Source organism: Arthrobacter pigmenti (assembly GCF_011927905.1).
In the GTDB taxonomy this organism is placed as follows: Bacteria; Actinomycetota; Actinomycetes; order Actinomycetales; family Micrococcaceae; genus Arthrobacter_D; species Arthrobacter_D pigmenti.
Genome location: NZ_JAATJL010000001.1, coordinates 3,032,396 through 3,051,939 on the forward strand (window position 1 = coordinate 3,032,396; position 19,544 = coordinate 3,051,939).

18 protein-coding genes are annotated in these 19,544 nt (G+C 64.7%); 8 read left to right on the forward strand and 10 right to left on the reverse strand.

The window, feature by feature from the left end; all coding sequences use genetic code 11:
• Positions 1-9: 9 nt before the first annotated feature.
• Entirely contained in the window at positions 10-903 is an 894-nt protein-coding gene (locus BJ994_RS14175; protein WP_167995082.1) for a ribonuclease Z, read from the forward strand.
• A 397-nt stretch (positions 904-1,300) separates the two neighbouring features.
• Positions 1,301-2,998: an HNH endonuclease signature motif containing protein gene (locus BJ994_RS14180; RefSeq protein ID WP_167995084.1), complete on the forward strand. Its 1,698-nt coding sequence runs from the start codon at positions 1,301-1,303 to the stop codon at positions 2,996-2,998.
• 46 nt (positions 2,999-3,044) lie between these two features.
• Here the strand turns inward: BJ994_RS14180 and BJ994_RS14185 are convergent, their stop codons facing one another.
• Both BJ994_RS14185 and BJ994_RS14190 read right to left on the reverse strand, forming a co-directional pair.
• Positions 3,045-3,545, reverse strand: coding sequence for a DNA alkylation repair protein (locus BJ994_RS14185; RefSeq protein WP_167995086.1), 501 nt, complete (start codon positions 3,543-3,545; stop codon positions 3,045-3,047).
• A gap of 18 nt (positions 3,546-3,563) precedes the next feature.
• A complete protein-coding gene (locus tag BJ994_RS14190) occupies positions 3,564-4,043 on the reverse strand; it encodes an antitoxin (protein ID WP_209066893.1) in 480 nt (159 codons plus the stop codon).
• 173 nt (positions 4,044-4,216) lie between these two features.
• Here BJ994_RS14190 and BJ994_RS14195 point away from each other — a divergent pair, with 173 nt between their 5' ends.
• Entirely contained in the window at positions 4,217-4,786 is a 570-nt protein-coding gene (locus BJ994_RS14195) for a hypothetical protein (RefSeq protein ID WP_167995089.1), read from the forward strand.
• A 118-nt stretch (positions 4,787-4,904) separates the two neighbouring features.
• Here BJ994_RS14195 and BJ994_RS14200 read toward each other — a convergent pair whose 3' ends face one another.
• The 4 genes from BJ994_RS14200 to BJ994_RS14215 all read right to left on the reverse strand — a co-directional run bounded on the left by BJ994_RS14200 (position 4,905) and on the right by BJ994_RS14215 (position 9,298).
• Entirely contained in the window at positions 4,905-6,149 is a 1,245-nt protein-coding gene (locus tag BJ994_RS14200) for an ABC transporter permease (protein WP_342450383.1), read from the reverse strand.
• Complete coding sequence (locus BJ994_RS14205; protein WP_167995091.1) at positions 6,146-7,027, reverse strand: ABC transporter ATP-binding protein; 882 nt, start codon at positions 7,025-7,027, stop codon at positions 6,146-6,148. The genes BJ994_RS14200 and BJ994_RS14205 overlap by 4 nt, the downstream gene beginning before the upstream one ends.
• 131 nt (positions 7,028-7,158) lie before the next feature.
• The gene (locus tag BJ994_RS14210; protein WP_167995093.1) at positions 7,159-7,851 is read right to left on the reverse strand and encodes a response regulator; all 693 of its coding nucleotides are present in this window, start codon (positions 7,849-7,851) and stop codon (positions 7,159-7,161) included.
• A gap of 100 nt (positions 7,852-7,951) precedes the next feature.
• Positions 7,952-9,298, reverse strand: coding sequence for a histidine kinase (locus BJ994_RS14215; RefSeq protein ID WP_167995095.1), 1,347 nt, complete (start codon positions 9,296-9,298; stop codon positions 7,952-7,954).
• Between the two features lie 309 nt (positions 9,299-9,607).
• Between BJ994_RS14215 and BJ994_RS14220 the strand changes: the two genes are divergently transcribed.
• Both BJ994_RS14220 and BJ994_RS14225 read left to right on the forward strand, forming a co-directional pair.
• Positions 9,608-11,098, forward strand: coding sequence for a glyceraldehyde-3-phosphate dehydrogenase (locus BJ994_RS14220; protein WP_342450384.1), 1,491 nt, complete (start codon positions 9,608-9,610; stop codon positions 11,096-11,098).
• A 178-nt stretch (positions 11,099-11,276) separates the two neighbouring features.
• Positions 11,277-11,600 (forward strand): hypothetical protein, encoded by a 324-nt coding sequence (locus tag BJ994_RS14225; RefSeq protein ID WP_167995096.1) that lies wholly within the window; start codon positions 11,277-11,279, stop codon positions 11,598-11,600.
• A gap of 121 nt (positions 11,601-11,721) precedes the next feature.
• On the opposite strand, the gene malQ is transcribed toward BJ994_RS14225, so the two are convergent.
• The 3 genes from malQ to BJ994_RS14240 all read right to left on the reverse strand — a co-directional run bounded on the left by malQ (position 11,722) and on the right by BJ994_RS14240 (position 14,889).
• Positions 11,722-13,785 (reverse strand): 4-alpha-glucanotransferase, encoded by a 2,064-nt coding sequence (malQ, locus tag BJ994_RS14230; RefSeq protein WP_245192304.1) that lies wholly within the window; start codon positions 13,783-13,785, stop codon positions 11,722-11,724.
• Positions 13,786-13,892: 107 nt separating this feature from the next.
• Complete coding sequence (locus BJ994_RS14235; protein WP_167995098.1) at positions 13,893-14,261, reverse strand: hypothetical protein; 369 nt, start codon at positions 14,259-14,261, stop codon at positions 13,893-13,895.
• 211 nt (positions 14,262-14,472) lie between these two features.
• Positions 14,473-14,889: a hypothetical protein gene (locus BJ994_RS14240; protein ID WP_167995099.1), complete on the reverse strand. Its 417-nt coding sequence runs from the start codon at positions 14,887-14,889 to the stop codon at positions 14,473-14,475.
• 160 nt (positions 14,890-15,049) lie between these two features.
• On the opposite strand from BJ994_RS14240, the gene BJ994_RS14245 reads away from it, so the two are divergent.
• Both BJ994_RS14245 and BJ994_RS14250 read left to right on the forward strand, forming a co-directional pair.
• The gene (locus tag BJ994_RS14245) at positions 15,050-16,960 is read left to right on the forward strand and encodes an acyl-CoA dehydrogenase family protein (protein ID WP_167995100.1); all 1,911 of its coding nucleotides are present in this window, start codon (positions 15,050-15,052) and stop codon (positions 16,958-16,960) included.
• Between the two features lie 87 nt (positions 16,961-17,047).
• The gene (locus BJ994_RS14250; RefSeq protein ID WP_167995101.1) at positions 17,048-17,200 is read left to right on the forward strand and encodes a hypothetical protein; all 153 of its coding nucleotides are present in this window, start codon (positions 17,048-17,050) and stop codon (positions 17,198-17,200) included.
• 108 nt (positions 17,201-17,308) lie between these two features.
• On the opposite strand, the gene BJ994_RS14255 is transcribed toward BJ994_RS14250, so the two are convergent.
• Entirely contained in the window at positions 17,309-17,860 is a 552-nt protein-coding gene (locus BJ994_RS14255; RefSeq protein ID WP_167995102.1) for an acyl-CoA thioesterase, read from the reverse strand.
• 134 nt (positions 17,861-17,994) lie between these two features.
• Between BJ994_RS14255 and putP the strand changes: the two genes are divergently transcribed.
• Positions 17,995-19,494, forward strand: a complete 1,500-nt coding sequence (gene putP, locus BJ994_RS14260) for a sodium/proline symporter PutP (RefSeq protein WP_167995103.1) — start codon at positions 17,995-17,997, stop codon at positions 19,492-19,494.
• Positions 19,495-19,544: the final 50 nt, after the last annotated feature.

The window sequence follows — 19,544 nt, forward strand, 5'->3', positions numbered from 1 at the left end:
ACTCGTGCCATGCGTGAACTCGTGATCCTTGGTACTGCGTCGCAGGTTCCCACGCGTACACGCAATCACAACGGCTATCTGCTGCGCTGGGACGGCGAAGGGCTGCTGTTCGATCCGGGGGAAGGCACGCAGCGGCAGATGACCTACGCGGGCGTATCCGCGACCGACATCAATCGCATCTGCCTCACCCACGTCCACGGCGACCACTGTTTCGGCCTGCCCGGTGTGCTCTCGCGTATGGTGCTCGACGGCGTTCACCATCCCGTTTACCTGCACTATCCGGCCTCGGGTGAGGAGGTGGTCCGGGCGCTGGTTTCACTGGCCACTCCGGGTCTCGACCTGCGGCTGCAGCCCCACGGTTCCGCTGGTTCCATCGCCGATGGACTCTCGGTGGAGCCCCTTCATCACCGCATCGAGGCGTACGGCTACCGGCTCAGCGAACCTGACTCGCGCACGCTCCTGCCACACCGGCTCGCTGCCTCGGGGATTGCGGGGCCTGACGTCGGGCGCCTCCAGCGCGAGGGCCGGCTCGCCGACGTCGTACTGGGGGACGTCAGCGTGCCGCGTCCGGGGCAAAGCTTCGCGTTTGTCATGGATACGGCCGAGTGTGCGGGCGCCGAGGCTCTTGCCGATGGTGTGGACCTCCTGGTTGCCGAGTCCACCTTCAGCGACGACGACGCCGGCCTCGCCGCCCAGTACCTGCACCTCACCGCAGGGCAGGCTGGCGCGCTCGCAGCCCGCGGCGGTGTGGGCGTGCTGGTGCTCACGCACTTCTCGTCCCGCTACCCGGATGTCGGGGTGCTGGCGGAGCAGGCGAGGGCCGCCGTCGCTTCCGAGGTTCTTGTAATCGCTGCCGAGGACTTGGACCGGATTCCGTTTCCGAAGCGCCGGCGTGTTTCCTGATCGGCTCGGGGGGCCCGGCCGGTCCGTTCTGCCTCCCTTGCTCAGTCGGTAAACTCGGCCAGGGTGGCCCAGCCGGTCCGTTCTGCCTCCCTTGCTCAGCCGGTAAACTCGGCCAGCCTTGCACAGCCAGTCAGCAACAACTTTCGTGGACGCGAACGCCGCCCTCCGTGCCACTTTCGACTTCGCGTGCCAGAAGGATGACGTCCTCGCCGTCGCGTCTTCCCCTCAGCTAATCGAGCAGGACCTACGCCGAACAGTCAGGGTCGAATTGCGTTCCACCGTGCATCTGTAGGGTTTTGGCCGCTTCGTGAGCCGATTTAACCTTGTTCGCTGTGGGCATAATCTGGTCGCTCTACCGGGGCCGATTTCTGTCAGTGGCAGGTGATGGACTGAAGTCATGAACGGATCAGCGACTACAGAAGCCGGTTCCCCTGCCGGGGAAGCAAGTGGGACTACCTGCGCATGCCCGCGCGATGCCGGTTGTGATGGTCTGTTCTGTGCGGGTCCGCGGTTTGATGAGAACAGGTTCGATTCAGGCCGTTCTGCGGATTTCGAGGGCGGCTCCTCGGCTGAGGAGAAGCGCGAACGTGTGGAGACCGCTGGTCCGAAGGCGTTAGTCGCGATGCTCACGGATGAGAATCCGTGGTTGCAGGGCCTACCGGACGCACTGGACCTGATACGGGCTGCTGACCGGCTCACCTCGTGGGCTGCCGCCCAGTCAGCGGCATTGCTTGCCCAAGTGTTCCATCAGATGCACGGGCATGAGGTCTTCCGGACCGGGTTGGACCGCCCCGGGACGGGCTTCACGTTAGCCGCCCAGGAGATCGCACCCTTGTTGCGGGTGCCGGGCCGGACCGCGCAGCAGATGCTCAGTGAAGCGCTCACCCTGTGTGAGGATCTATCGGCCACCTGGGAAGCACTCGAATCCGGGACTCTCAGCCCCGCCCAAGCCCAGGTGATCGTGCAGGAATCCGGGTCCATCCCAACCGAAGCGATGCCAGGGTACGAGGAGGAAGTCCTGGACACCGCCGCCGGATTGACCCGTCCCAAACTGGCACAACGGTGCCGGCGGCTACGTGAGGAACTGCATCCGGAATCGATCATCGAACGCCGCAAACGGGCCGTGAAGGACCGGGACGTCGCCATCCAGCCCGAGCGGGACGGTATGGCCTGGCTCGGCGCGTACCTGCCCGCGGAACAAGCGCACGGGATCTTCAACCGGGTCAACACCGCCGCCCGAGCCCTGCAAAGCCCGGACGAGCCACGCACCCTCAATCAGCTCCGTGCGGACGTCTTCACCGACGTGCTCACCCACACCTGCACCGGAAACCCGAAGAACGGCACCGGCTACCGCGGTGTCGGTGCGAACGTGTTCCTCACCGTCCCCGTCATGACCCTCCTCGGACACCAGAAACACGACTGGCAGAACACTCCCAGCGGCGGTGCGGCAGAAAGCCGTCTGAAGGAGCGCGCGAAGGACAGCGGGCGGAGCGGTGCAGGCCTTGGGCGTTGCACCATCATCGATGGTGGCGATGGTGCCGCGAGCGTGGACGAAACTGGTGGCAGCTCTGACTTCGCCGGCGTCCCAAGCCTTGACCGCTTCGACGGCGCCGCTGCGGACGACTTTGGCGACTATCCGGGCCCCGGCGGACCGGACCTCGAGGGTTGCACGAACGGGTTCCTGGACGGTTACGGGCCTATCGACCCGGAAACCGCCCGCAACCTCGCAGCCCACGCACCCAGCTTCACCAGAATCCTCGTCCACCCCGAAACAGGGGCCGTCCTCAGCGTCGGCAGGGACAGATACCGCCCACCCAAACACCTCCAGGACTGGGTACGGATCACCCACCCAACCTGCATCCACCCCGGCTGCAACCGATCCGCCTGGACCTCAGAAATCGACCACACCACCCCCTGGGCCCACGGCGGCAACACCGAACTCAGCAACCTCGCGCCCCGATGCAAACTCCACCACACACTCAAAACCGAAGGCATCTGGGCAGACACCCAAACAACCCCATCCGGAGCAATGCACATCACCTCACTCGCCGGCAAAACCTACACCACCCTCCCCGAACCACCACCACCCTTCTAGGTGGGTGGATAACCAGGCAGGCAGGACAAACGGGCAGGAAGCTCCTTCAGTGCTGCGCTTTGGTCTGCCCAGATGCCCTGGCAACGTGTGCTGCCCGTCGGATTAGTGGTTCGGCGTCTTTTGACCAGCGGTCAACAACAACGTCAGCCTTCGCTCGGTCATGCCCGGCAAGTTGAGCGATCAATGGCTCGATGACGTCTGCTGCCAACGGATCAATGAGAGCCTCCACCACAGCACTGCGGAGGAAGCCTTCGATCCTCGTGAGGTCGGAGTTGCGCAACAAACGCACCTTGGATTGCAAAAGTACAACGGCCGCGAGCCGCCGTTCGAAGACCGGCAAGTCCCAGAGTTCGGAGCTGAGGAATACGACGTCGTCGTGCGTCAGGTTCGGGTACTTCCGGAGCGCGTCACGAACCGTTCCACGCACCGCGCCGACGGACGCGCCGTAGTAGCGCAGTCCGTCGTCGAGCGCGTTGAGACCGTCCGCGCGGTCCCAGGACGCCTCCCGTTGCAGCGCGGCATCAATGAAGTCGGCTGCGTCGCTCAAGATTCGTTTCTCAAGGGGTCAAGCGCGGGGAGTTCCGGGATCGTTGCGGTTGATGGGGTTGTCCCGGTTCGCGGGATCATTCGGGTTTGAGGGGTCATTGGTGGCCGCGGGACCGGTGGGAGCGTTCGGGTGCGTGGGATCTGCCGGCGTCGTGGGGTTGGGGGTGCCAGTGGCGCCGGGGGTGCCAGTGGCGCCGGGGGTGCCAGTGGCGCCAGCCGGACCCGGAGTACCAGCCGTACCCGGCGTGCCGTCGGGACCAACCGTGCCAGCCGGACCGGCGGTACCGTCCTGGCCCCCCAGATGCTTCTGCGCCTGGCCGCGTGCGTTCTGAATCTTGTCCTGGTGCTTGCCCTTGGTCGCCTTGTCCGCGGCGTCGGCTACCCGGTCCACAACCTTGCCGCCCATTTCCCTGGTCTTGGGGTTGTTGAGCGCCTCTCGCACCTTGGGGTTGCGTGCGAGTTCCTTCGCAATCTTGCCGAGCGATCCGAATCCAGCCATGACGGTTCCTTCTTTCGTTTCCGCGGTCTCTTGGTAGTCCAACGTCACTGCAAGGAAAAAGTATCCCGGCAAAGAACGAAGAACGGTTCCCTCCCCGTATCCTGCAGTTGGAAAGGTAGCGTAATCGCAATTCATCCAGACGCCCAGACGGCTCTGCAGCCGGCAGGAGCAACGTGAGCAACAACCTACACCTCCCACAACGTACGCCTTGGTGGTGGTACCCGGGTGAATCGGGTGAAGGGCTCATCCCACGGCAATTCCCGGTTCCCGCTCCGGGACAGCATTGGGTTCGGGCCATCGACGTCCACGCACCAGCCGGTGAGCTTTTCGCCTGGGTCACCCAACTGCGCAGGGCGCCCTACAGTTACGACTGGGCCGACAACTTTGGACGTCGAAGCCCCCAGACTATTGACCCGAACCTGGTCCACATTTCAGTAGGCGACGCCGTCATGACCATATTCACCGTCATCGCGGTCGTGCCGGGAAAGTCGATGACGCTGAGCATGAATGAGGGAACACCCACCTCCCTTTTTGGGAGGCTCACGGTCCACTATGAAGTGGAATCCACAGGTTCACAGTCCCGCCTCATCGTGGAAATGGTGGTTCCGCTGTCTCGCGGACCGCTGAAGCCGATCCGGCGGTATGCCCTCGCCTGGGGAGACCTGTTCATGATGCGGAAGCAACTGAAGGAGTTGAAGCGGTTAGCTGAGCGCTCGGCGTCCTCCGATGTAACGAGGGCATAAGAGACACCCGCGTCGACCCCTGGCGTGCTTTCATTCTCGTACGGTCAGTTTCTGTGCCGCTCCACGAATACGCGCCGGCCCACGAACACACCTGGAGCTACTCCGCCGGCATCCAGCCCTACTGCTCCAGCTTCATCGCCTTCCGCAACGACAACGCTCCGCCGCCCTGCATCACCGCTCGGCGGTAGATCTTTTCGCCGAGGTAGATCAGAGCGACGGCTGCCGCCAGGGCAAGCACCAGCGAAAGCAGCGGCTCCCACAGCGCGATGTCCGAGTTCAGCATCCGGATCGGCATCGCCACCGAGGACACCACCGGCACATAGGACGCCACTACCAGCAGTTGACCCTTCGCAAAGAGCCCCGCAAAGAGCGCCGCGAAGATTAGCGCCATCACCGGCGTCGAACTGCTGCTGAGGTCCTCCGGCCTGCTCGCCAGCGATCCCAGCACCGCCCACATCGCCGCGAGAATGAGGAAGCCGAAGAGGAAGAACACCATGAACCAGCCCGACGCCGGAATGACGCTTCCGGCCAACTCCGCCGTGCCCGTCAGGTTCAGTGCAAGCAGCGCCGCCCCGCCGTACAGGGCGAGCTGCAGCATCGCGAGCACCGTATTTCCCAGCACCTTCCCGTACAGCAGCTGACGGATCGGGATGGCCGTGGCAAGGATTTCGACAACCCGGTTCTGCTTCTCCTCCACAACCGAGTTGGCGATCGCCATCCCGAAGATGATGGACGCCATGTAGAACAGGAAGCTGAAGACAAACCCGGCCACCTGTGCGAGCGCCTGGTTCTCGGCGTTGCCCTCCAGCAGCGACTCCTCAAGCTCGGAGCCCTCCAGCAACGCTTCAGGGGTGGTGCCCGCAGCGGCAGCATTCGCCTGGAGCGTGTAGGTTTCCAGCGACGCACCCACCGCGGTGCGCAGCCCGGACGAGATCTCGTTCAAGCTAGTGAGTGTCCAGCCGCCGTCGTCGTTCTGTATCAGGGCCGCATCGGCTTCTTCGGCCTGCACCTGCTGCAGCGCGGCGTCGTCGGAGTCGGCCGTCACGGCGGTGAAGGCGGTGTTGCTGTCCTCAGCCTGGGCCTCCTCGTCCGCGAGCGCGATCACGGACTGACCGGCGTCCGAGGCTACAGCGACAGTGAAATCCTCACCGCGGCTGGACATAAAGGCGTTGAACACCACTCCGGCGACGATGAGGGCCACGGTAACGATCGTGGAAATCGCGAACCCGCGGTCCTTGGCTTTCACCGTGACCTCACGCAGCGTGACGATCAGCCACGGCGGCTGCCCACTCGAAGCGGACGACGACGACGACTGCTGCTCGCGCTCCTGTTGCTTTTTCTGGGACTTCGTTTCGGTACTCACTGGGATACCTCCCGGTAGATTTCGCTCAGGCTCGGCCTGATCCGGCTGAATTCGTGCACGCTGCCGCGTGACATGGCTGCGGTGAGGAGGCGCTGCGCGGCGTCGTCGTTCTCCAGTTCCACAACGGCGTCCTTGCCTGCGACGTCGATCACCGTCACCCCTGCTTCCTCCCGCAGCCAGCCGGCGTCGGGTGAGATTGAGATCCGGTGGCGGCGGGGCGCTGTGGCGCGCAGCTGGTCGCCGGTCCCCGAGGCTACGAGGCGGCCCTTCTGCAGCACCACCAGGTTGTCGCACAACCGGTCCACCAGATCCAGCTGATGGCTCGAGAACAGAACGGGCACGCCCTGGGCTGTGTGTTCGCGGAGCAGGTCCACCATGGAGTCAACGGCGATCGGATCCAGCCCCGAGAACGGCTCGTCGAGGATGAGCGCAGACGGCCGGTGCAGCAGCGAGGCCGCGATCTGCACCCGCTGCTGGTTGCCGAGCGACAGCGACTCGAGTTTGTCCTTCCCGCGGTCGCCGAGCTGGAAGCGTTCGAGCAGGTCAAGCGCACGGGCACGGGCGTCCTGCTGGCTCATCCGATGCAGCTGGCCCAGGTAGACTAGCTGGTCCAGGATGGGCTGCTTCGGATACAGGCCGCGCTCCTCCGGCATGTAGCCGAACGTCGAACGGTCCTGAGCGGTGACCGGATGCCCATCCACCAGAACCTCGCCCGTATGGGCCGTGAGCACGCCCATGATCATGCGCATGGTGGTGGTTTTGCCGGCACCGTTGGCGCCGACAAAGCCGGTCATTTTCCCCGAAGGGACGGTAAAGCTGACGTCGTCGACGGCGGTATTCTCACCGAAACGCCGGGTCAGGTTGTTCACCTGCAGCATGGGTTCTTCCTCCCGTTGGTCTACCTGCACTCAAATCTAGTGAGGCGGGACCGCAAGGAGATGAGTCGAAAGAGTGAACCTTTCCTCCCCCGGACGGATGAGCCAGCAACCCCCGATAGGCCCGGAGCAAATCACTCACCCGGACGGATGAGGCCACTCTCGTACGCAAAGACCACAGCCTGCACCCGGTCTCGGACCTGGATTTTGGCCAGCAGTGAGGATACGTGGGACTTCACGGTAGCCTCGGCGAGGAACAGCTTCTTCGCCAGTTCGGCGTTGCTGAGTCCCGACGCCATGCAGACGAGGACCTCCTTCTCGCGCTGGGTTAGCGAATCAAGAAGCTTCCGTTGATGTTGTTGTTCTGCGGTGAGGGGTTTCTCGGGCGGTGCGTTGCCGTGCAGTTGTTTGGCGAACCGCTCGATCACCCGCACGGTGACTTCCGGTGCCAGCAGCGCATATCCCCCAGCGACGGCGTGCACCGCGGCGATGAGATCCTCCGGTTCGGCGTTCTTGAGCAGGAACCCGCTGGCGCCGCCGCGGATGGCGTCGAAGAGGTAATCGTCGCGCTCAAAGGTGGTGAGGATAATGACCTTTCCCCGCCCTGCGCCGGTGATCAGCTCGGTTGCGCGGATCCCGTCGAGCACAGGCATCTGGACATCCATGAGGATGACGTCAACGTTGTTGGCCGCAGCGAAGTCCACCGCCTCCTGGCCGTTGGTCACCTGGCCCACCACCTCGATGTCGTCCTCCACAGAGAGCATGGTGGCGAAGCCGGCGCGGACCAGCCCCTGATCGTCGGCGAGCAATACCCGAATCGTGTCCATTGCACCCATTCTTGTCTGTTTCTTCGCCTGAGCTGTCAGGACAGCGGGAACCGTGCCCGAACCCGCCAACCGCCGTCGGACCGTGGACCGTGTCGCTGCCTCACGAAATCGGGAACCTCGCCCGAACCCGCCAACCGCCGTCGGACCGTGGACCGATCTCCGCCGTCCCGCGGTGCAACGCCACACGCTCCCGGATTCCCTGCAACCCGTACCCTGATCCGGTAGCGTTCGGCCCGTGCCGCGGCTTGCCGTTGTCCACCGTCTCAAGCTCGACCCAGCGCAGCCCATCCGTCTGCCCCGTACGCAGGGTCATTACCGCACCAGAAGCCGTCGAATGCCTGCGGACGTTCGTCAGCGCTTCCTGCGCCGTCCGGTACAGCGAGAGGGAAAGCGGCGCAGAAACCGCGTCCAGGGCCCCCGGCACGTCTTCCACGCGGGCGAAGGAGATGTCGAGTCCGAGGTCCTGCTGGCTCTCCACCAGCACCCCGATGTCCGCAAGGCCGGGTTCCGGGCGGCGGGCGCCGTCGTCGTCAATGTGTGGAACCAAAGTGTCCGAGCGCAGCACACCCAGGAGGTTCCGCATGTCCGTCACCGCTTGTCGGCTGGCCTGCTCGATGGTGCGAAGCGACTCCGCGGCGACCTCCGGCTTCCGGTCCAGGACACGGCGGGCAGCACCCGCCTGCACGCCGATCACTGACACGTGATGAGCGACGACATCGTGCAGCTCGCGCGCGATCCTCAGTCGCTCCTCAATGACCGCGCGGCGGGCAAGTTCCGCGGACTGGCGGGCGATCTGCTCAGCCTGCTCCCCCAACTGGGTGCGCTGCAGCGCGTTGCGCCACGACGACATGCCCGCAAGGATGGCGCCGCCGAAATACGCGATGTTGACCACGAAGTTGTACAGCGCTGCCGAGGTCAGCGGTTCGAGGAAACCGCGCGCCCGCTCGCCCTCGTCACGCACCTGCTCGAGCAGGCCGTCATAGGCGTTCGAGACCGTTAGCGTCAGGATCAGGAACAGCGTCATCGAAACAACGACGACGGCGGTCCCCAGCCACAGCACGCGGCGGTCCTTCGCCCATGCGACCGCTGAATAGAGGGACGCGAAATACGCCACCTGGTAGGAGAGCTGGATGGAAACGATGGGAATCCAGAGACTCAAAATGATGAACAGGGCCGACATCACCAGCATCACGGCCACCGGAAAGCGCCGCCGCAGCACCAACGGGAGAATCATCAGCGCGAGCACGAGGTGCTGTTGCCAGATGGGATTCTCCGCCTCGGCCAGCATTCCGAACCCGCGGCTCAGCTCGAGCGTGACCGCACTGACAAGGAAGAACACGACGACGCCGGTCACGTCCCGGCGCAGCTGGTCCCGCGTAGGGCCCGGCCGCTCCCACCGGTTCTCCTCGAAGTCGGCGGATGTCAGCCGGTTCAGTACTTTCAGCATGTGCGGGACGGCCCTTCCGGTTGTTCCTGCGCCAGTGTAGCCAGCGGCACCGACATTCCGGCTCCCCCGCAGGATCTAGGCCAAAGGGATGAGGGATGCGCTATGCGGTTCATCACAGAAGCGGCCTACTCGTCTTTGCAGGGCGGAAGCGGCCGATATCCTAGGTCTACAACCGCACCCAGCACGCCGGCGTCGTCGTCGTTCGGCCCGTGTTGCGGACTATCCTGAACACTCAGCCGGCCAGGCGGGAACTCCTCGAAGCCGGCGGCAAACACCGGAGAACCCGGTGAGAGAGAGGACCTGATCATCGTGGATCACAACCCTTCCGTCACCCGCGACACCTGGATGAGCCGTGAGGCTCTCGCCGAGGGAATGATTCCCGTGATCGGCCGCCTCTACCGCGAGAACAACGTGGTCACCAGCATTCATGGCCGCAGCCTCATCAACAAGTCCACCATGGGCATCCTGAAAGCCCACCGATTCGCGCGGCGCATGAGCAAGGAAGAGCTGCTCCTGGAGGACACCGCTCCCCTCCTGCGTACGCTGGCTGAGCTTGACCTCGGCGCGGCGTCGATCGACGTCGCGCGCCTGAACCAGAAGTACAAGTCAAGCCAGGAGGGCGCCGGCGGTCCTTCTCTCGAGGAATTCCTCCGTTCGGAGCTGGCCGACGTCGTCGGAAAGCGCGGTGCGGACGCCCGGACGAGTACCGACGTCGTTCTCTATGGTTTCGGGCGCATTGGCCGCCTTGTGGCGCGGCTTTTGATCGAGAAGGCCGGCGGCGGGCACGGCCTGTGCCTGCGGGCAATCGTGGTGCGGAAGGGTGCCTCGAATGACCTCATGAAGCGCGGCAGCCTGCTCCGCCGCGACTCGGTTCACGGATCGTTCGAGGGCAGCATCCAGGTGGATGAGGAAACCAACACCATCACCGCGAACGGCGTCCGGATCCAGGTCATCTACTCGGACAACCCGGCCACGATCGACTACACCGAGTACGGCATCCGGGATGCGCTGGTAGTGGACAACACCGGCCGCTGGCGCGACGAGGAAGGCCTCAGCCAGCACCTGCAGAGCAAGGGCGTGGCTCGGGTACTGCTCACGGCTCCGGGCAAGGGTGCGCTGAAGAACATCGTGCATGGCATCAACCACACGACCATCTCAGCCGACGACAGCATTGTGACTGCGGCGTCCTGCACCACCAACGCCATCACGCCGGTGCTGAAGGCGATCAATGACGAGTACGGCGTCGTCCACGGCCACGTAGAGACCGTCCACTCCTTCACGAACGACCAGAACCTGATCGACAACTTCCACAAGGGCGACCGCCGCGGACGCTCCGCCGCCCTGAACATGGTCATCACTGAGACGGGTGCCGCGAAGGCCGTCGCGAAGGCGCTGCCGGAACTGCAGGGGAAACTCACCGGCAGCTCCATCCGCGTACCCACCCCTGACGTGTCCATCGCGATCCTGAACCTCTCGCTTGAGAACGGCACCACGGTCGAGGAAGTGAACGACTACCTCCGGCAGATGTCCCTGCACTCCGACCTCCGGAAGCAGATCGACTACATCGACTCCCCCGACGTCGTCTCCACAGACTTCGTGGGCTCCCGCCGCGCCGGGACAGTGGACGGCCTCGCCACTATCTGCAACGACAAGAACCTGGTCCTCTACGTCTGGTATGACAACGAGTTCGGCTACAGCTGCCAGGTGGTCCGCGTGATGGAGGAGATGACGGGCGTACACGCGCCGTCGTTCCCGGCGAAGGAAGCGGTTCCGACGGCGGAGCTCGCGAGCAGCATCTAGCTCGGCCTCCAACCAACGGATCCGTTCCCTTCCCGCAAACGACGGTGAATCTAATCCGCGTCACCTGCGCGTAGGCAACGGGTTCGTTGCCTACGCGCGCTTAGCCCCGCCCTTCCCACGCGAGCAGTCAGCGGTTTACGGTGGGAGTCCGAGCACCGGACCGGAAGGAGAAACACCCATGAACGACCTCAGTGAAGTTCGAGAAGGTATGGACGTCCTCAACGCGGGCGGCAAGAAAATCGGCACCGTGAAAAGCGTCAAGATGGGCGACCCGGAAGCAGTTACTCCCGAAGGTCAAACGCAGGAGCGGGGTGGGATCGTCAACTTCCTCTCGGGCGCTTTCAGCACCGACGACGTCGACGACGAACGCGCCGAGCGCCTCCTCCGGCTTGGCTATGTGGAGGTGGACGGCACCGGGATCGGCAACAACTTCTACGAGGCCGCGGACGCTGTAGATCGGGTCGACGACGACGGTGTGCACCTCAACGTCACCCGCGACTGAGGAGCAGCACTTACCGGGCACACCAACCAAAACGCGCCGTTTTTGCGCAGGAACGTAGGGACGTCCCCACGATCCTGCACAGAAACGGCGCCTTTGCGTAAGTGGTACACCGCGCCCAAGATCAGCCCTCGATCGCCCGGACCAGGGCCTCGAACCGGGCCAGGGAAGGCAGCTCCTCGATCAGCACGACGCCGTCCGGTCCGGCAAGCGGGACCTGCCAGTTCGGGTATTCTTCCGCCGACGTACCGGGCTGGTTCTGCGTACGCTCCTCCCCCACGACGTCGGTCAGCGCCATCCCGAGCAGCACCGACGGGGTCTGCGCGATGAAAGCGTGCAGCGACTCAACCGTCGACTGAAGGTCGCCTGAACCCGCAGAAACCCGCGACCGCACCAGCGAAAGCACGCCTTCCTGCGCATCACGGTCGGCGGCCCTCTCCTCCTCCACAGGCCGGCCCAGCAGGCCGAGCTGCTCCCGAAGGTCCACGTGCTTACCCGTAAGGTAACCCGCACTCGGTGGGAGATCGTGGGTTGTGACGGTCGTGAGGCATGCTTCACGGTACTTTTCGGGCGGGCGAGGGGCGTCGTCGTCGTACTCGAACCACAGGATCGACGTGCCGAGCACGCCGCGCTCCGCCAGGTACTCCTGGACGCCCGGCTCGAACACACCAAGATCTTCACCGACGACGACGGCGCCCGCCCGCTCCGCCTCGAGGGCAAGGATGCCGATGAGCGCCTCGTGGTCGTAGTAAACGTACGCGCCGTCGCCGGGCATGCTGCCGGAAGGGATCCACCACAGGCGGAAGAGCCCAAGGATGTGATCGATCCGGATGCCGCCGGCGTGACGGAGGATGGTCCGCAGCATGTCGCGGTACGCCGCGTACCCGGATTCGGCAAGGCGTTCCGGATGCCACGGCGGCTGAGCCCAGTCCTGCCCCTGCTGGTTGAACATGTCCGGCGGTGCTCCCACGCTGATGCCGTTTGCCAGGACGTCCTGCAGCGCCCACGCATCGGCGCCGGCGGGATGCACACCGACCGCGAGGTCGTGCATGATGCCGAGGTTCATGCCGGCCTTCAGGGCAGCATGTTGCGCGGCTTCCAGTTGCTCGTCGCACAGCCACTGCAGCCACTCGTAAAACTCGATCCGGTTGCTCAGTCCCGGCCGTTGAGTCTGAAGGAACTCGGGGTCGGACCACTCCCGCGCACCTTCGGGCAGCGTCTCGGCGAGCGCAGACCACAGCGCAAAACTCTCCAGCCCGGGCCCGGCTTCCGCCCGGAACCGCTGGAACGCTTCCTGACGTTCCAGCGCACGCGGCACGGCGAAGACCAACTCAAGTGCTTCCAACTTCGCCGCATAGCTCGGATCCCTGTCGATGTGCTCAGCGTTGAGGTTGGCCTGCTGGAATTGCGCGGCCAGGGCCCGAACGGCCTCCGGATTGGCCAACCCGTCGAACTCGGGGATATTTTCCACGCGCAGGTACAGCGGATTGAAGAACCGACGGGTGCTCGGCAGGTAGGGCGATGCCTCAACGGGCGGCTTGGGCTCCGCGGCGTGCAGCGGATTGATCAGCACGAAGCCCGCACCCTTGTCCGCCGCTACCTCGGCCAGCTGCGCGAGATCGTCAAGGTCGCCGACACCCCATGAGGACCGCGAGCGCACCGAATACAGCTGCGCCATGAGCCCCCACGTCCGGGGCAGCCGGTCCGCGGTGCTGAGCCTCTGCGGCGTCACCACCAACGCGCACGGCGACTCTTCCAGGCCCTCCACCGCGAGCGAATGCCAGCCAAGCGGAAGGTCGGTGGGGACGTCGACCGTGAATCGACTGACGGACTTCCCGTCCACCTCGTGTGTGTCTCCGGAGGAGACCTCCAGGTTGCGATCCGTCCCGTCCTCAAGCCGAACCCGCAGGTGCGGTTGCGCCCCCGAAGCCACATTCACCGGCACCTGGACGGGCAGTCCCTGGCGTACGACGACGGCGGGCGGCAGCGTGCGCAGCCACGGCGCGACTTCGGCGGCGCGAAGGGAGGAGGCGACGTCGTCGTCGTTCCGGCAGGGCACGCCCAGTGCGGTGAGCACGGAGGTCAGCGTGGAGTCGCTGACAGTCTGATCCGTTCCATCCCAACCGCGGAAGGTGGTACCGACACGGTGTTCCTGGGCAAGACGCTGGAGGGGAGTGAGCTCGGCCATGGGCATAAGCGTATCGGCAGGGACCCGGTGCATCAGACACCGGCGTCGCGCGGTCCGTTCCTGGACGCGCAGACCAGCGACAGGTCACCGCTGCCACCCCGACGCGGCTAGAACGGCAGCTTGCCGTGGTCGGGCGGCACGACGAGCATCCCGACCACACGGTGCTCGGGGTCGAGCGCGACACGGCCGAGCCAGCGCCCGGCCTCGCACTCCAGCACGGTGTGGCCGACCAGCGAGCCCAGTAGCGTCTCGCCCACCTCGGCCGGAGTACCGTCGGGCAGCTGGACGCCGGTCTGGCGGCAGCCAACCAGGTTCCCGGTGTCGGCCACCGCCCGGGCCCAGATGCCGAGCACCACGTCGCGGGTCAGGACTGCGGCGGTCTCCTCGGCCATCAGGCCGCACAGGGTGTCGTAGTCGCCGGAGTCGACCAGGCGGAAGACCCGCTCGGTCAGCTCGACCACGTCTTCGGTCGTCATTGCCGGGTGCATGGTACCTCCTGTCCGCGGGTCCCGAGGGGACCCAAACCGCTTGAACGCAGCCTGCCGGGTGATGCCGAGCACCGCGCCCAGCTGGGCCCACGTCTGGCCGTGCGAGCGCGCACGGGTGACGGCGGTCTGCAGTTCACCGCGTGCCTGCTCAAGCCGCTCCCGGGCTGCGACGACGTCGTCGAGGCCGGCGGATTCGGCTTCATCTCCGGCCGTCGGTCTCTCCCGAGCCGCGGCCGGTTCCGGCGGCGCGAAACGATGCCCCGGCCATGACGGCGCCGGCCATGACGAACGCCGGCGCCCACCAGGCACCGTTGTTGTCCCCGAGCCGGAAGAATACGTAGCCGAGCGCGACGGCGAGCACTGCAGCACCGGCATAGGTCACCGGGGAGACGACACCGCGCTTAGCAGCCGAGAACGACCCGAAGAAGAGCATCAACCACAGTGACAGCGCGAGCGCCGCACCGATCACGTAGCCCGGCCAGCCCTCGGCCGTGAGCAGCCCAACTGCGGCGGTGATCGCAGACGCGATTGCGACCGTCATCAGTTGTGAGCGCATGCCCCATGCTGACGCAGCCGCGGGCATCATGTCAACCTTTAGTTGACGTTTGATAGTCATGCGCCGGATCGCCTGATCGTGAACGGGTGTGGGATCCGCAGGGCGAATGTAACGCTAGGATGCCGTTTTTCCGCTTCCCCTCCAGCAAAAGCTACCCGGGAGTAGCATTAACGGATGGCCGGGCTCCGGCTCGCGGAGCCCACCGTTGAAGGGGGCTGCCATGGCACTTCAGGAGAACGTCAACGAGCGCACGTCGCGCCAGGTCGCGGAAGCCGCCCGCGAGACTGAGTGGAACCGCCCCAGCTTCGCCAAGGGGCTCTTCATGGGCCGGTTCGATGCCTCACTCATCCACCCGCAGCCCTCCCCCACATCGTCCCAGTACGACGACGGCGAAGAGTTCCTCACGCTGTTGACCACCTTCGCTGCCACGATGGACGGGCAGGTGATCGAACGCGATGCCATGATTCCGGACGAGTATCTCCGTGGGCTTGCCGGCCTCGGCGTCTTCGGGATCAAGATTCCCAAGGAGTACGGCGGACTGGGCCTCTCGCTCACCTACTACGGACGTGCGCTGATGCTGCTTTCCTCAGTGCACCCTAGCCTCGGCGCGCTGGTGTCGGCGCACCAGTCAATAGGAGTTCCGGAACCGGTGCGCATGTTCGGCACGCCTGAACAGAAGCAGGCCTACCTTCCGCGCTGCGCAGCCGGCGCCATCTCCGCCTTCCTGCTCACCGAGCCCGACGTCGGCTCCGATCCCGCCCGTCTGAACGCAACCGCAACGCGCGACGGCGACTCCTACGTCATCAACGGCAACAAGCTCTGGACAACCAACGGTGTGATCGCGGAACTGGTGGTCGTGATGGCCAAGGTTCCACCGCACGACGACGGACCGGGCGGCATCTCCGCCTTCGTGGTTGAAGGTGATGCGCCGGGGATCACCGTGGAACACCGGAATGCGTTCATGGGACTCAGAGGTATCGAGAACGGGGTCACCCGGTTCTCGAACGTACGGATACCCGCGGCGAACCGCCTGGGCAAGGAGGGGCAGGGCCTCCGCATTGCGCTGACCACCCTGAACACCGGGCGGCTCTCCATCCCGGCGAACTGCGCGGCGGCCGGAAAATGGTCGCTGAAGATCGCCCGGGAATGGTCCAACGCGCGTGTCCAGTGGGGCCGCCCGATCGGCAAGCATGAGGCCGTCGCGAAGAAGCTCGCATTCATCGGGGCGACGGCGTTCGCCTTGGAATCGGTCTTCGAGCTCTCGGCCAGCCTCGCCGACGCCGGACAGAAGGACGTACGCATCGAGGCTGCGCTCGCCAAGCTTTGGTCCAGCGAAATGGCGTACCGGGTAGCGGATGAACTGGTGCAGATCCGCGGCGGAAGGGGCTATGAGTCCGCCGCCTCACTGAAGGCCCGCGGCGAGCGGGCGGTCCCGGCCGAGCAGCAGTTGCGTGACCTGCGGATCAACCGCATCTTCGAAGGATCCTCGGAAATCATGCACCTGCTGATCGCACGCGAGGCCGTGGATGCCCACCTTGCAGCGGCAGGCGACCTGGCGTCGTCGGACGCTGACCTCCGCGCCAAAGCGCACGCGGCCGTCGGTGCCAGCGGGTTCTACGCGGGCTGGCTCCCCAAGCTCATGGCAGGGCCGGGATTGAACCCGCGATCCTACTCCGACTTCGGCCGGTTGGCGCGGCACGTGCGCTACGTCGAACGGGCGTCACGGCGGCTCGCCCGGCATACGTTCTTTGGAATGGGCCGCTGGCAGGCACGGCTGGAGCATCGGCAGGTGTTTCTTGGACGGATTGTGGATATCGGAGCGGAACTGTTCGCCATGGCGGCGACCTGCTCGCACGCCGATTATCTCGCCGGACAGGGCCGGCGCCGGGAGGCAATCGAACTGGCAGACACGTTCTGCCTGCAGTCCCGGGCGCGGGTGGAAGAGCTGTTCACCGAGTTGTGGAGGAACAGTGACACCGCCGACAACCGGCTTGCGTCGAAGATCCTCGATGGCCGCTATGAGTGGCTGGAGGAGGGCGTGCTGGACCAGTCGGAAGGGACTGGGCCCTGGATCAGCGCGGCTCCCGGTGAACCGTCTTCCAGGGAGAACCAGCACCGAAAGTACCGGTGATCCAAATTAGTAAGTAGCCTTTCCATCTCGGTGCAGCGTCCCTAGGATGGAGAAGGACCGCATCATGCGCGAGTTTCAGGAGGCACCATGAGTCAGACGCCAGACAAGGACAAGCACGACGACGACGCCACACTCTCACCGAAGGGTCGCGCCAAATACCGGAACCTGATGATCGCGGGCATTCTCGTGGTGATCGCGGCCGTGATGATCTTCGTAGTGGTCAGCGCGTTCCTGAACTAGGTATCGGTCCCACCTGACCGCAAAGGTGCCGCTTCTGCGCAGGATCGTGGTAGGGACGCCCCCACGATCCTGCCCAAACCCGGCACTTTTGCGCCTCAGGGCGTCGGCTCAGTGCACCCAGCCGTGCGGGGCAGGGCGTTTCGTGCTGGGCAGCGCCGTGTTCAGGCGCCACTCATGGATCCACTCCGGCAGCACCAGGTCCGCCGGAGGAAGCCCCCCGAATGCTTCAAAGATCTCCTCATTCGAAACCGGCCCGCTGGAGGAGAGCAGGCGGGTGGCGATGTACGCGCGGGCGTAGATTTCACCGCGGTGCACCATGTGCTGCTCAAAGAAGATGGCGCGCTCATCGAAGCCGAGGATCCGCGTCTCGATGGTGTACCGCTGGCCAAGCTGCAGTGACTTCCGGAACGTGATGGTTTCGGCGTTGACTACGGGGCTCCAGCCCTTCTGGCGCATGAGCTTCCAGAAGCCGCTGCGGATCATGAGATCGAAGCGGCCCAGGTCCATCAGGGACAGGTACATGCCGTTGTTGACGTGCATCGCAATGTCGATGTCGGTGAGCTGGACACGCAGCGGCAGCGATGACGAGTCCCAGATGCTCAGCTTCGAGCGGCGGCGGGATGCAAGGAGTAACCAGAGGGTCCGAAAGAGCAGATGCATCCACCTATATTACCCGCCAGTAACATAGGCCGGCCACAAGTGAGCCAGTTCACCTTATTAGCCAAACTGGGTGGGACCTTGGAATAGTGGGCGGCTGCACTCAGCCAGTTCCAAGTAAAATGTGAAAGGGATTCATGACTGATCAGACCTACCAATACCTGGCGATGGCGCTCTACATGCTCGCCATGCTGGGAATCGGCTGGTATGCGTACCGGAAAACCTCCGATCTCGATGACTACATGCTCGCCGGCCGCGGGCTCAAGCCGGGCGTCGCAGCGCTCAGCGCCGGCGCTTCGGACATGTCGGGGTGGCTGTTGCTCGGACTCCCCGGTGCCATCTACCTGTCCGGTCTGATTGAAGTCTGGATCGCCATCGGCCTGACCATCGGCGCCTGGGTGAACTGGAAGGTTGTCGCCCCGCGACTGCGCAGCTACACGGAGGTCTCGAACAACTCCATCACCGTTCCGAGCTTCCTCGAGAACCGACTCAAGGACCGATCCCGGGTACTCCGGATGGTTTCCGGCGTCATCATCCTCGTGTTCTTCACGTTCTACGTGTCCTCGGGCATGGTTGCCGGTGGGACGTTCTTCGAGTCCTCCTTCAACTCGAACTACACGCTCGGCATGGTGATCGTCGCCGCGGTGACCATCTCCTACACCCTGTTTGGCGGCTTCATGGGCGCCACCTTCACCGATGTGGCACAGGGCATCCTGATGCTGCTCGCGCTGATCATTGTCCCGATCATCGGGTTGGTCAACGTGGGAGGCTTCACCGGCATGACCGAGTCGATCCGCGCCGTGGACCCGTCAATGCTCAACTTCGTTGCCGGCGGCTCGGTCCTCGCGATCATTTCCGCCGCAGCATGGGGCCTTGGCTACTTCGGCCAGCCGCACATCATTGTCCGCTTCATGGCGCTGCGCAGCCCGCAGGATGCCACGGCCGGGCGCCGCATCGGCATCGGCTGGATGATCCTCACCGTAATCGGGGCCATCCTCACCGCACTGGTGGGCATCGCGTACTTCGAGCAGAACCCGCAGCTCACGCTCGAGGATCCTGAAGCGGTCTTCCTCGCGCTCTCGCAGGCGTTCTTCCACCCGTTCGTTGCGGGAATTGTGCTGGCCGCCGTCCTTGCAGCGATCATGAGCACCATCTCCTCGCAGTTGGTGGTGTGCTCCTCGGCGCTGGTCGAGGACCTCTACAACATGGTCTCGAAGAAGAACCTCACGCCGAAGCAGGGCGTGATCCTTGGCCGTCTCGGCGTGCTCGTGGTGGCCATCGTGGCGATCGTCATCGCCACTGGCCGTAATGAGTCCATCCTCGCGCTGGTTGCCTTCGCCTGGGCCGGCTTCGGTGCGTCCTTCGGGCCCACCGTGCTGCTCTCGCTCTTCTGGCGCAAGTTCACCATGCCGGGCGCGCTGTCCGGCATGCTGGTGGGCGCCGTCGTCGTCTTCGCCTGGGGCAACTCGCCGCTGGCCGCGACCATGTACGAGATTGTGCCGGCGTTCCTCGCGAACCTCGTTGTCGCCGTCGTCGTCAGCCGGATGACCTGGAAGCCGAACCCGGAGATCGAAGCCGAATTCGACGAAGCCGTCCGCGGCGTCTCCGAGCGCAAGGAACCCGTAGCGGTTTCGTAGCTCTACCCTGTTGCATCGACTCTCCCCAAATGGTTCTTTTCAGCGCGTTT

What these genes read in the sequence shown, in the direction of transcription:
- BJ994_RS14210 (WP_167995093.1), bottom strand. Translation starts at nt 7,851, where the DNA reads ATGGACACGATTCGGGTATTGCTCGCCGACGATCAGGGGCTGGTCCGC.
- BJ994_RS14180 (WP_167995084.1), top strand. Translation starts at nt 1,301, where the DNA reads ATGAACGGATCAGCGACTACAGAAGCCGGTTCCCCTGCCGGGGAAGCA.
- putP (WP_167995103.1), top strand. Translation starts at nt 17,995, where the DNA reads ATGACTGATCAGACCTACCAATACCTGGCGATGGCGCTCTACATGCTC.
- BJ994_RS14225 (WP_167995096.1), top strand. Translation starts at nt 11,277, where the DNA reads ATGAACGACCTCAGTGAAGTTCGAGAAGGTATGGACGTCCTCAACGCG.
- BJ994_RS14250 (WP_167995101.1), top strand. Translation starts at nt 17,048, where the DNA reads ATGAGTCAGACGCCAGACAAGGACAAGCACGACGACGACGCCACACTC.
- malQ (WP_245192304.1), bottom strand. Translation starts at nt 13,785, where the DNA reads ATGGCCGAGCTCACTCCCCTCCAGCGTCTTGCCCAGGAACACCGTGTC.
- BJ994_RS14205 (WP_167995091.1), bottom strand. Translation starts at nt 7,027, where the DNA reads ATGCTGCAGGTGAACAACCTGACCCGGCGTTTCGGTGAGAATACCGCC.
- BJ994_RS14240 (WP_167995099.1), bottom strand. Translation starts at nt 14,889, where the DNA reads ATGACTATCAAACGTCAACTAAAGGTTGACATGATGCCCGCGGCTGCG.
- BJ994_RS14175 (WP_167995082.1), top strand. Translation starts at nt 10, where the DNA reads ATGCGTGAACTCGTGATCCTTGGTACTGCGTCGCAGGTTCCCACGCGT.
- BJ994_RS14255 (WP_167995102.1), bottom strand. Translation starts at nt 17,860, where the DNA reads ATGCATCTGCTCTTTCGGACCCTCTGGTTACTCCTTGCATCCCGCCGC.
- BJ994_RS14245 (WP_167995100.1), top strand. Translation starts at nt 15,050, where the DNA reads ATGGCACTTCAGGAGAACGTCAACGAGCGCACGTCGCGCCAGGTCGCG.
- BJ994_RS14190 (WP_209066893.1), bottom strand. Translation starts at nt 4,043, where the DNA reads ATGGCTGGATTCGGATCGCTCGGCAAGATTGCGAAGGAACTCGCACGC.
- BJ994_RS14235 (WP_167995098.1), bottom strand. Translation starts at nt 14,261, where the DNA reads ATGACGACCGAAGACGTGGTCGAGCTGACCGAGCGGGTCTTCCGCCTG.
- BJ994_RS14215 (WP_167995095.1), bottom strand. Translation starts at nt 9,298, where the DNA reads ATGCTGAAAGTACTGAACCGGCTGACATCCGCCGACTTCGAGGAGAAC.